Annotated in this window: 11 protein-coding genes and 1 riboswitch; of the genes, 3 read left to right on the forward strand and 8 right to left on the reverse strand. The window is 38.1% G+C overall.

The annotated features are described in order from the left end of the window. The first annotated feature begins 30 nt into the window (after positions 1 to 30). Entirely contained in the window at positions 31 to 1,230 is a 1,200-nt protein-coding gene (locus L6W14_RS02175; RefSeq protein WP_193767354.1) for a glycine C-acetyltransferase, read from the forward strand. Between the two features lie 131 nt (positions 1,231 to 1,361). Here L6W14_RS02175 and L6W14_RS02180 read toward each other — a convergent pair whose 3' ends face one another. From L6W14_RS02180 to L6W14_RS02205, 6 genes are all read right to left on the reverse strand, one after another. Further along, positions 1,362 to 2,558, reverse strand: coding sequence for a CaiB/BaiF CoA transferase family protein (locus L6W14_RS02180; protein ID WP_131520730.1), 1,197 nt, complete (start codon positions 2,556 to 2,558; stop codon positions 1,362 to 1,364). Further along, positions 2,555 to 3,715 carry an alpha-hydroxy acid oxidase gene (locus tag L6W14_RS02185; RefSeq protein ID WP_237899207.1) on the reverse strand — a complete coding sequence of 387 codons (1,161 nt, stop codon included), beginning with the start codon at positions 3,713 to 3,715 and terminating at the stop codon, positions 2,555 to 2,557. The genes L6W14_RS02180 and L6W14_RS02185 overlap by 4 nt, the downstream gene beginning before the upstream one ends. A gap of 14 nt (positions 3,716 to 3,729) precedes the next feature. Next, positions 3,730 to 4,509 (reverse strand): enoyl-CoA hydratase/isomerase family protein, encoded by a 780-nt coding sequence (locus tag L6W14_RS02190; RefSeq protein WP_131520732.1) that lies wholly within the window; start codon positions 4,507 to 4,509, stop codon positions 3,730 to 3,732. Positions 4,510 to 4,522: 13 nt separating this feature from the next. Beyond that, positions 4,523 to 5,194, reverse strand: a complete 672-nt coding sequence (locus L6W14_RS02195; RefSeq protein WP_004225517.1) for a methionine ABC transporter permease — start codon at positions 5,192 to 5,194, stop codon at positions 4,523 to 4,525. Continuing rightward, the gene (locus tag L6W14_RS02200) at positions 5,187 to 6,212 is read right to left on the reverse strand and encodes a methionine ABC transporter ATP-binding protein (protein WP_131520733.1); all 1,026 of its coding nucleotides are present in this window, start codon (positions 6,210 to 6,212) and stop codon (positions 5,187 to 5,189) included. Before L6W14_RS02200 ends, L6W14_RS02195 begins: the two co-directional genes overlap by 8 nt. Before the next feature lie 106 nt (positions 6,213 to 6,318). Continuing rightward, positions 6,319 to 7,149 (reverse strand): MetQ/NlpA family ABC transporter substrate-binding protein, encoded by an 831-nt coding sequence (locus tag L6W14_RS02205; protein WP_131520734.1) that lies wholly within the window; start codon positions 7,147 to 7,149, stop codon positions 6,319 to 6,321. Positions 7,150 to 7,237: 88 nt separating this feature from the next. Further along, a riboswitch (SAM riboswitch) is annotated at positions 7,238 to 7,342 on the reverse strand. A gap of 122 nt (positions 7,343 to 7,464) precedes the next feature. Here L6W14_RS02205 and L6W14_RS02210 point away from each other — a divergent pair. Further along, positions 7,465 to 7,968 (forward strand): PPC domain-containing DNA-binding protein, encoded by a 504-nt coding sequence (locus tag L6W14_RS02210; protein WP_131520735.1) that lies wholly within the window; start codon positions 7,465 to 7,467, stop codon positions 7,966 to 7,968. 41 nt (positions 7,969 to 8,009) lie between these two features. Here L6W14_RS02210 and L6W14_RS02215 read toward each other — a convergent pair whose 3' ends face one another. Continuing rightward, the gene (locus L6W14_RS02215; protein WP_131520736.1) at positions 8,010 to 9,179 is read right to left on the reverse strand and encodes a pyridoxal phosphate-dependent aminotransferase; all 1,170 of its coding nucleotides are present in this window, start codon (positions 9,177 to 9,179) and stop codon (positions 8,010 to 8,012) included. A gap of 96 nt (positions 9,180 to 9,275) precedes the next feature. On the opposite strand from L6W14_RS02215, the gene L6W14_RS02220 reads away from it, so the two are divergent. Further along, complete coding sequence (locus L6W14_RS02220; protein WP_131520738.1) at positions 9,276 to 10,070, forward strand: carbon-nitrogen family hydrolase; 795 nt, start codon at positions 9,276 to 9,278, stop codon at positions 10,068 to 10,070. Between the two features lie 52 nt (positions 10,071 to 10,122). On the opposite strand, the gene L6W14_RS02225 is transcribed toward L6W14_RS02220, so the two are convergent. Continuing rightward, positions 10,123 to 11,691: a PucR family transcriptional regulator gene (locus tag L6W14_RS02225; RefSeq protein WP_237899210.1), complete on the reverse strand. Its 1,569-nt coding sequence runs from the start codon at positions 11,689 to 11,691 to the stop codon at positions 10,123 to 10,125. Positions 11,692 to 11,847 lie beyond the last annotated feature (156 nt).

An 11,847-nucleotide genomic window follows, 5' to 3' on the forward strand; every position in this document is an offset into this window, starting at 1 on the left:
TAGGAGCGAGAACAGTTTTCCTAGGAAAGGATGATACGCTTGTCAAAAGTATTGAATGCATTTTTAGATGAAAACCTACAAGCCCTACATGAACAAGGCTTATACAATGAAATCGATCCAGTAGAGGGAGCAAATGGCCCAATTATTCAGGTCCGTGGCAAAAATCTTGTTAACTTATCCTCTAACAACTATCTTGGTTTAGCAACAAATGAAGAATTAAAGCGTATTGCCAAAGAGACAATTGATAAATACGGTGTTGGAGCAGGTGCTGTTCGTACAATCAACGGGACACTTGACTTGCACGTAAAATTAGAAGAAAAGCTTGCTGAATTTAAAGGAACAGAAGCGGCTATTTCTTATCAATCTGGATTTAATTGTAATATGGCAGCTATTTCAGCTGTAATGGATAAAAATGATGCCATTCTATCAGATCAATTAAACCATGCATCTATTATTGATGGATGTCGCTTATCGAAGGCAAAAATCATCGCGTTTAATCACTCTGATATGGGGGATTTACGTGCAAAGGCAAAAGCGGCAAAGGAATCAGGTTTATACAATAAAATCATGGTTATCACAGATGGTGTCTTCTCAATGGATGGTGATATTGCTAAATTACCTGAAATTGTGGAAATAGCTAAAGAGTTTGATTTAATCACGTATGTGGATGATGCACATGGTTCGGGTGTAACAGGTAAAGGAAAAGGAACTGTGAAGCATTTTGGATTAGAAAAAGAAATTGATTTCCAAATTGGTACATTATCAAAAGCCATTGGTGTAGTAGGTGGCTATGTAGCAGGTAAGAAAAATTTAATTGATTGGCTAAAAGTTCGCTCACGCCCATTTCTATTCTCAACAGCATTACCACCAGGTGATGTAGCCGCTATTACAGCAGCCGTGCAAATGCTGATTGATTCAACAGAGCTACACGATAAACTGTGGGATAATGGTAATTATTTAAAAGCGGGGCTTGAGAAGCTTGGCTTTAATATTGGTGCGTCTGAGACACCAATTACACCATGCATCATTGGGGATGAAAAATTAACACAGGAATTTTCAAAACGTTTATTTGAAGAAGGCGTTTATGCAAAATCAATTGTCTTCCCAACAGTTCCAAAAGGTACAGGACGCGTTCGAAATATGCCAACAGCAGCACATACAAAAGAAATGCTTGATGATGCAATTGCGATTTACGAGAAGGTTGGTCGTGAATTAGGCGTTATTCAATAAGAAAAAGGCTTCCTCATGGATGGGGAAGCCTTTTTTGCATGATAGAAAGAAAAAAGTGAAGGATAGAATCAAAAAAGTGACCGATAGAAGCCTAAATCTAATGGATAGCGATCTAAAAATAGGTAATCTCTTTATTTTGCCCCAATTATTTTGCCTGCCTTGAGCTGTTGAATAGCTTGATCAGAAATATTTAATGCCTGTAAAACTTCTTCATTATGTTGTCCTAATGTAGGTGCTGCACTTGTTAGTTGTCCAGGTGTTTGTGAAAACTTTGCTGGGAATCCCAATGTTCTCATTGGTCCGGCAGTAGGGTGTTCATAGGACAGTACCATGCCACGCTCTAGTATATGGGGGTCATTTAATGTTTGGTCATAAGAATAGATTGGACTAGATGGTACACCGTGCTTATCCAACAGTTCGAGCCAGTAGATAGCCTTATGCTTGATTAGCTCGCTTTCAATTTCTGCTTCTAGCTCCCTCACATGTTGGGCACGTGAATAGTTGGTAGTAAAGAGAGGATTGTCTAACCAATCAGGTCGATTGACAACCTTTACCGCAAAAATCTCCCATAGCTTTTGATTGCCAGCACCTACTAGAATATAGTCATCCTGTGTTTTGAAACCTTGATAGGGCGCAGACACACGATGGGCGGTTCCTGTTCGATCAGGTAACTCACCCCTTCCGAAGTAAGCAGCGGCCTCCCAAACAGTCCACGCAAGACCTGACTCCACTAAGGACACATCAATATATTGACCTTCACCACTACGAAGCTTATAAATATAGGCCATTAAAATCGATTGTAAGGCTGTTTGTGCAGCAGCAATATCATTCACCGCAAAGCCAACTTTTACAGGTCGTCCATCTGCTTCACCTGTCATATGCATTAAGCCACTCAGACCCTGAGCCATAATATCATAGCCACCCTTTTGACTATAAGGACCTGTTTGACCATAACCGGAAATAGAGCAGTAAATTAGGCCAGGATTGATGGCTTTTAATGTATCATAATCAATACCAAGCTTTTTCGTGACACCTGGTCGATAATTTTCCACAAGTACATCAACAGATTGGATCAATTCTTTAAATAAAGCCAGTCCCTCAGTCGTTTTTAAATTGATGCAGACACCCTTTTTATTACGATTAACCATCATATACATATGACTTTCTTCATTAACGAATGGACCCATTGTACGGGTATCGTCTCCATTTGGGTATTTTTCAATTTTGATAACTTCTGCACCCATATCTGCTAATACCATGGTGCAATAAGGACCTGCTAAGACTTGTGATAAATCGATAACCTTTAATCCTTGTAATGCTTGTTTCATTTAACCTCAGTCCCATCCTGTTTGACTAATGTGATATTACGTAATCCTTTGACAGAGGTGGAACCTGCTAATGCGATGGAAACCTTTAATTCATCATAAAGATTGGTCATCACCTTTTCGACGCCTTGTTGTCCTTCAAGGGCTAACCCATAGACGAAAGGACGTCCAATTGCAATGGCATCTGCTCCTAAAGCAAGTGCTTTTAAGGCATCCATACCACGATACACACCACTATCTAATATAATAGGAATTTGTCCATTCACAACTTTCGCAATAGCAGGAAGGGCATCAAGTGAACCAATTACGCCATCTAATTGACGGCCACCATGGTTTGATACAATAATGCCATCAATACCATTGTCGATAGCAAGCTTTGCATCTTCAGGATGTAGAATTCCCTTCAATAAAATAGGAAGGTTAGTACGTTTTTTTAACGCTCGAACATGCTCCCAATTAAGCGTTGGGTGGAAGACATTTTGCAAGACACCTTGTACATAGGACTCGAATGAATCATCAGGTAAAGCGGTTGTAAAAACAGGATCATTCATATAATTACCTCTTGCATAGCCTAGCTTCAATGGTGAAAATTGATTGCGTACATCTTCTTCACGCCAGCCAAGCATTACGGTATCGACAGTTAAAACGATCGCTTCAAATCCAGCTTTCTCCGCACGTGCAGCCATACTAAAAGCAATTTCTTCATTAGTAGACCAATATAATTGAAACCATTTTGTTGCGGAAGGGGCAGCTTGAGCAACTTCTTCAAGAGCAAAAGTGGAAACAGTGCTTTGTATATAAGGGATATTTAAAAACTGGGCAGCACGTGCAACGGCAAGCTCACCTTCATCGTGAACCATTCCATTCATGCCTACAGGAGCAAAAAGCAAAGGAGTTGGATATGTTTTACCAAACAAATGAACCGATGTATCAACGTTTGACACATCATTTAAAAATCGGGGAACAATGGAATACTTCTCAAAAGCTGCACGATTATTGCGCAGTGTTTGTTCACCGCCAGCACCTGAACGGATGTAGCCAAAAGGGCCAGCTTCGATTTTTTTCGCTACGGCCTTTTCTAAATCTGCAAAGCAAATGGGAAAGGGGGCTTGTGCAGTGATATTTTTTAAGAGTAGATCGCCATCAGTTATGTTTGTCATCATTACTACCTCACTTATTTATTGAAAATAGGCTTTCTTTTATTTAAAAAGGCTTGTATACCTTCGTTATAATCGTCTGAACTAAATGAATCCAAAACTAACTGTGCCAGCTCATCGTTTTCTTCATTTTCACCATCAACAATTGCTTGGATAATTTTTTTGATGCCTGCGTTTGCAATGGATGATTTACTTAATAAATGTTCAGCGAATTGCAATGTCGCTTCATTAATATCCTCTGGTTCGTGGAGGGCCGTGATTAAACCAATATTTTTTCCTTCTTTAGCTGTAAAAATAGTAGCTGTGTACAAAATTTCCTTTGCCTTAGCAACACCAACAATATTGATGAGACGTTTCGTGCTTTCTAAATTATAGACAATACCTATGTTTGCAGCGGTGATGCCTAGCTTACTCTTAGGTGTTGCTATTCTAAAATCACAAGCGTTTGCTAACTCTAAGCCACCACCAATTGCTAAGCCCTGAATCATAGCAATTGTCGGGTGCGGAAATTTATAGAGAGCATCGATCGCCTTTAGAGCCAATTCATTATAGGCTTTGGCATTGTCTGTAGCATAACGAACATCTAAAAATTCGCTAATATCTGCCCCGGATGAAAAGGCTACTTCATTGACACCGCGAACAATTAAAAGTTTGATGGAAGAATCTACACGGAGTAGCTCTAGTTGGTCTACTATGGCTTGAAACATTGCCCTTGATAAAGAATTTCGTTTATCTGGGCGGTTTAATACTAACGTTGCAATATAGCCATTTTTCTCTACATAAATTTCCTTTGTCATCTTCATTCTCCTCTTAATCTTTTTTCAACTTCGCGGCGAAGCGGTTACCAATGGATTGAATGCTCTGTACAAGGATGATTAAGATAAAGACAGTTGCATACATCACATCAACCTCATAGCGTAAATGACCATAACGATAGGCAAGGTCACCTAAACCACCAGCACCAACCATTCCTGCCATTGCTGTTGCACCAATTAATCCTATTGTGGCAATTGTTAAGCCTAAAATAATAGATGGTCGAGCTTCACGTAATAGGACATGCCAAATGATATGGCGACGTTTAATACCCATGGCTGTGTAGGCTTCTACCACTCCTGAATCCACTTCTAAAAGCGCAGATTCCATCAGTCGTGCAATATAAGGAGCTGTGTAAACAACTAGCGGAACGATTACACCTTTAACACCAATTGTTGTACCTACAATTAACTTAGTAAAAGGTAAGATGAAGAATAATAAAATGATAAATGGAACAGAGCGAACAATATTGATAAATAGATTAAAAAACTGATAGAAAAATTTATTTTCAAAGGATTGTCCTGGTCGTGTTAAAACGATTAATAGCCCTAATGGAATGCCAATCAGAATGGAGAACAATAATGAAATTCCGACCATTTGAAATGTTTCGATAATTGCTTTGCCAATAACATCTGACCAATCTGTAAAGAAACTTTGGATACTACTCATTGAACGCACCTCCTAATTCTTCCACTGCCACGCCATTTTCTGAAAAATACGTTAACGCTTTTTGGACAATCTGCGTCTCGCCATGTAAATGCACCACAATATTGCCGACAATACCGTTTTTTAATTCAATAATATTAGCTGTTAAAATATTTGGTTGCACATCGTATACCTTAGTGACTTCTGCTAATAATGGCTTACCAGTACTTTCACCAAGGAATGTTAAACGGATTACACTTCCTGAAACATTTAATTGCTCAATAAGAGAAGGGGATAAATTACGTTGTGAAATTGTATTCAAAAACTTTCGCGTTGTAGGGTGCTTTGGTTTTGCAAAAAGTTCAATCGCTGTGCCGAATTCTACAACTTTCCCAGATTCTAGAACAGAAACCTCATCACAAATTTTTTGAATGACATTCATTTCATGTGTAATGAGCAGAATTGTAATTCCTAATTCACGGTTAATCTTTAACAACAATTCAAGAATGGCTTCCGTTGTTTCAGGATCAAGTGCACTTGTTGCTTCGTCACTAAGTAAAATTTCTGGTTCCTGTGCTAAGGCACGCGCAATAGCCACACGCTGTTTTTGACCACCTGAAAGTTGATTGGGGTAACTGTCTAGTTTATCTGTTAAACCGACAATTTCAGCATACTTAGCTACTCGGCTTTTTACTTCCGCCTCTTTATAGCCTAGTAGCTTTAAGGGAACTGCAATATTATTGTAAACTGTTGCTGTTTTTAATAGATTAAAGTGCTGGAAGATCATCCCGATTTTTTGGCGTGTTTGACGTAATTCGTGAAGAGAAAGGGTCGTAATGTCTACATTGTCTATCACTACTTTTCCTGCTGTAGGACGTTCTAGTAGATTAACGCAACGAATGAGTGTACTTTTACCAGCACCACTATAGCCGATTACACCATGAATTTGTCCCTTTTTTACGTGAAGATTGATGCCATCCACAGCTTTTATGATGCCTTTTTTCGACTTGAATTCTTTTGAGATATTTTGTAATTGAATCATGCGATTGTATGCTCCTTTCTCTACCTTCTAAAAAGCAAGAATCTGCTCGTTTTCCTATAGAGGAATTTCGGCAGATTCTTCGGCTTATAGAAGCTTCCTGAATGTATTACCAACTAGGGATTACTGAACCTTTGAATTCCTCTTCGATGAATTGACGTACTTCATCAGATTGGTAGGCCTCAACGAACTTTTTAATTGTTGGATCATTTTCATTTTCAGCACGCACGACAATATAGTTTACGTATGGAGAATCAGTAGATTCCAATAAAATAGAGTCATCTTTAGGGTTAATGCCAGCTTCTAATGCAAAGTTTGTATTAATAGCTGCTACATCTACTTCACTAAGTTGTTTAGGAATTTGAGCGGCCTCTAATTCAATGAATTTTAAATTCTTTTTGTTTTCTTCTACATCACGGATCGAGGCTGTTAAGTCTGCGCCCTCTTTTAACTTAATATAGCCAGCTTCCTGTAAAACAAAGAGGGCACGGGCTCCATTCGTTGGATCATTTGGTAAGCCAAACGTTGCTCCGTCAGGAATGTCATCAAAGGATTTATATTTTTCTGAGTAGATACCCATTGGATTTAAAATCGTTTTGCCCACTGGTACTAACTCTGTATCATGATCTTTATTAAATGTATCCAGGAAAGGCTCGTGTTGATAGCTGTTCGCATCAAGATCACCTTCAGCTAAGGATGTATTAGGTAAAACATAGTCAGAAAATGATTTTAGCTCTACTTCTAGCCCGTTTTCTTTTGCTACTTTAGCAGCTACTTCTGCAATTTGTTCGTGTGGACCAGAAGTGACGCCTACAACGATTTTCTTTTCATCAATTCCTTCAGCTTGGCTTTTACTATCTTCTTTAGAGCCACAGCCTGCTAAAGCTGCTACTAATGTTAAACTTGCTAAACCTACTAAAAATTTATTTTTCTTTTTCATGAAAATACCTCCAAGATTGTTTTTATCGGTTTTTTGAAAATAAAAAAACTCTCTTACAAATTAAGAGAGGCTCATGAAAAGATGTCCTCTCTTATCTATCAAACGAAGATCGTTTGCAGGATTTAGCACCTTCCTTTAAAAAGGAGGTTGCCGAGCTTCATAGGGCCAGTCCCTCAGCTACTCTTGATAAGAGATTTATAATATTTTTTTGTAATTCCGATAGAACTAATATAATTTATAGGGTATAGTAAGTCAATAAATAATTTTTAAATTTTTTATATAATTATAATATTTCGACACAAAAGAGGGATAACAATGTCTGTAAGAGTTAATTATGGTATAGGTTCATTTGGTAAGGTTATTAGTGCTCGTTTTCTAACGGGAACAGATATCATTGAAGGGATTGAAGCGCTTTGCGAAGAGAATAATATAGAGTCAGCAACAATTGTAAGCTGTATTGGCAGCTTTCAAAAAAGTAGCTTTGTTTATTTAGTGCCAGATGCAACAGCTCAAATTCATGTTCGTTTTAGTAATGTGATTGAAAAAGAGGGACCACTAGAATTTATTCAAGGTTCAGGTGTGGTGTGTAAGCGAGATGGTGGATATGAGACACATTTCCATGGTTCTATGAGTGATCAATGTGGTGTAGTATCGGGTGGGCATTTAATAAAAGGGGGAAATCCTGTTATAACTGCTGACATCGTGTTGGCAGAGGTACAAGGTATTCAACATATTCGAAAATGGGATGATGAAACAGGTCATGTTCAATTTTATCCATTAGAAGATGGTTTAGGGCAACCAAGGAAAATTGAAAAATAGTAATAATCCTGTAGCTAGAGATAGCTACAGGATAAGGCACATTATCTATTAAACAATTGTAATTGCTCGATTCTATGGATTGCTTCACGTAAGCGCTCCTCACTAACCAGCAACCCTACGCGCACATAGCCTTCACCATATTGACCGAAGCCATTACCCGCTGCTACAGCGATATCAGCTTTTTCGAGCAATAGATCAGCAAACTGTTCACTTGTATAGCCTAGTGGTACAGGGAGCCATGCGAAGAAGGAGCCTTTTGGAGCCGTAACATGCCAGCCAATTCTTCTAGCTTCTTCAATGAGTACATTTCGGCGACGCTCATAAGTAGCTCGTAGTTCATCCGCACATTGCTGGGAAGCTGTCAGTGCTACTGCTGCAGCTTGTTGAATGGCAGGGAACTGACTACAAAACAGATGATCCTGAATAAGATTAATAGCAGCAATAATCTCGGCATTCCCTACAGCGAAGCCTATACGCCAGCCAGCCATATTATAGGTTTTCGATAATGTATACATTTCAACTCCTACTTCTTTTGCACCATTTGCTTGAAGGAAGCTAACTGGTTTATTACCGTCAAATCCTATTGCCCCATAAGCAAAATCATGTGATACGATAATATTGTGTTCCTTCGCAAAGCGAACGGTCTCTTCAAAAAACGCAAGTGATGCTGTACCACCTGTAGGGTTGTTTGGGTAATTTAAGTAAAGAAGCTTTGCCTTTTCTTTCACTTCATCAGGTAATGCATGATAATCAGGTAAGAAATCATTTTCAGCAAAAAGGGGCATTACTTCAAAATTGACGTCTCCTAGTACGACACCTGATAGGTAATCTGGATAGCCAGGGTCTGGTAAGAGCATCGTGTCACCAGGGTTTAACACAGCTAAAGGTAGCTCTACTAGACCAATTTTTGTTCCACCAAGAATCGCTACCTCTGTATCAGGATCTAGTTCTACCTGATATTCACGTTGATAAAAGTCGGCCGCCGCTTGGCGTAATTCAGCGAGACCTCTAAATGGTGAATATTTGTGGTTTTGAGGATTTTCAGCCGCTTCCTGTAATGCTTGAATGATGTGAGTAGGCGTTGGCTGATCGGGATTTCCTTGCCCAAGGTTAATGACATCACGCCCTTCTTCTAGGGCCAAGTTTACTTTTTGAACGAGTGCTGCAAAAAATTGAGTGGGTAGTTGCTGTAGTTTTTTAGAGAATTCCATGCATAATCACCTTTTTCAGAATATAATAATTATTATTGAAGAATATGAAGCAAATAGTATTACTTTTTCTGTTAATTGTCTAGAGGAGGAATAGAGATGAAAATCGGTTGTATTCAATTAAATGTTGGCTTTGGCAAAGTGGAAGAAAATTTTGCACGTGCTGAAGAGAAGATTCGAGAAGCTGCAAAACAAGGGGCAGAAATTATTGTGTTACCTGAAATGTGGAATACAGGCTATGCTTTGGAAAAACTACCTGAGCTAGCAGATATCGATGGTGAGCGGACAAAAGCCTTTTTAGCTAAACTAGCTAAGGAACTAGATGTACATATTGTAGGTGGCTCTGTTTCAACAAAGAAAGGCGACAAATTTTATAATACGATGTATACCTTTGATCGTAATGGAGAGCTTGTAGGGGAATATAGCAAGGCACATCTTTTCCGTTTAATGGACGAGCATCTTTACTTAGAGGCAGGGAATGAAATGAATCGTTTTGCTCTAGGTGACATTGAAGCTGCTGGTGTTATTTGCTATGATATTCGCTTCCCAGAATGGTTACGAGCCCATGCATTACAAGGAGCAAAGGTATTATTTGTACCAGCGCAGTGGCCAACTCCAAGGATTGACCATTGGAAAACATTGCTACAGGCTCGGGCAATTGAAAATCAATGTTTTGTCATAGCCGTTAATCGTATTGCAAAAAAGATAGAAAACTTTAATGGGCAATCCATGATTATTCAGCCTTGGGGAGAGGTACTTTGGGTTGGTGCTGAGGACGAGGAAGTAGCGGTGATCGATGTAGACTTTTCTATTGTTGATGAAGTACGTGGAAGAATCCCTGTTTACGATGATCGCAGACCTGGACTGTATCAGGATGTAGTTGTGAAAGGGTAATAAAGGGCACGCTTATGAGGGGAGATAGCCTTTTAAGCGTGCCAACTTTTTTCTAGCTCTTATCCTCGATCAATGAATTGGCTAGTAGCATAAATTCAAGTGTAATGCGGTTATGCCCATTCATAAAATTTTTGCCTAGTAAACTTTCAAGCTTTTTTAAGCGGTGATAGAGTGTTTGACGAACAATAAATAATTGATTCGCTGTTTGCTGTTTAGAGCCATTTGTTTGTAAATACACCTGCAATGTTTCGAGAAGCTTACTATTATATTTTTTATCGTATTCAATAACGGGCTGTAAATAGTCGTAAATCACTTCCTGTAAATCCACCTGCATTTGTAATTTATAGATTAAATGATATAAATGCAGATCATCATAAAAGAACGAGGACGTTTGTACTTTTCGACAAATATATAAGGTTTCTAGTGCAGTTTGATAGCTTTTAGGAATTTCATCTACATCACAAACGACCTTCCCAATAGCTATCTGATAACCTTGTGCCTGCTGCTTTTTATAGAATTCAGTTTTGACCAAAGAGGAAAACATGTTGTTTAGCATATCACGAATGGCTTTACTATCTTTTGTATGCAGTAAAATAAAAATAACATAGCTTTTTCTTTCAAATAAAAATGGAATAAAGCCATGTTGCTCAAAGAGATTACGATAATAAAGCTTACTATAGACTACATCCTCCTGTGCCTTTGTCAACGTATTAGGAGAAGCCAAAATAAAGACAGTGCCACTAGAATGTGTATAGTTAGCATAATGGGTAACGATAAATTTATAAATTTCCTCTTTAGACAGTTTTTGATCAATCCAATCAGCTAAAATCGAAGCATCCTCAATATTCTTTTTTTCCTCAATATAAAACTCTCGCATTAAAAGCTGTGCCAATGCTGTTGCCGTGCGATCTAATATTAATAATTCAAATTCGGAGAAAAGCCCATCTTCTCGATAAATTGATAAATCGGCATAATGTTGATCAAATAGAAAAATAGGCTCATGTTTAAACTGCTGAGTCGATGTATTCAATGTTAGGAATTGCTGCCGCTTTTTATGAGCCATATTTGGGAAAAAGACAGGTTCTCTTCCCTTAATGGAGAACATAATTTGTATTTTTAATTCATTATACATATTTTGTAAAATGTCATCCGTGTTTTGTCCCAATACTGCATTTTTGTTCAATGTTTGTGAGTAAGCTTCTAGTGAAGAAATTAATAGATATTGCTGATTGATAATTTGGCTATGTAAATCCTGTGTAATACGAACAAAAGGAACTGCTTCATGGAAAACAATAATAGGAAACTGGTGACGGTTGGCAAGTGTTAAAATCGCCTCAGGTACTGCTTGAATAGAGGTGCCATATTCAATACAAAGGGCAGCACAATTTTTTTGAATGATGGCTTCTATAAAGGATACAAAGTCCTCAATACTATGTTGGAGACTAAGCCCTGTAGTTAATACTAACTCTTCACCAACTAAAAAATTATCAACATGTATGATTTCTAGTACATGTGCCCATTTAACGCTCCTTGTTAATCCCTCATGACCTGCAACTACCTCTGCATTTTGAAAATATTTATTCTGTAAAACGTCTAGTACTTTTAGTTGAAATGGGCTCATTTTTGCCCCTCCTTTTGACATGCGTGTCTGTGGTTAGAATTCAATAATTTCTGCTTGGTGCTAAAAATTTACTCATAAAATCGTTTAAAAATTATTTTAAGAATATTTAGTCTATTTTACATTATGTATAAAACAAAAGTATAGAATTTTACAGTT

The organism is Lysinibacillus sp. ACHW1.5, assembly GCF_022014815.1.
Lineage (GTDB): Bacteria > Bacillota > Bacilli > Bacillales_A > Planococcaceae > Lysinibacillus > Lysinibacillus capsici.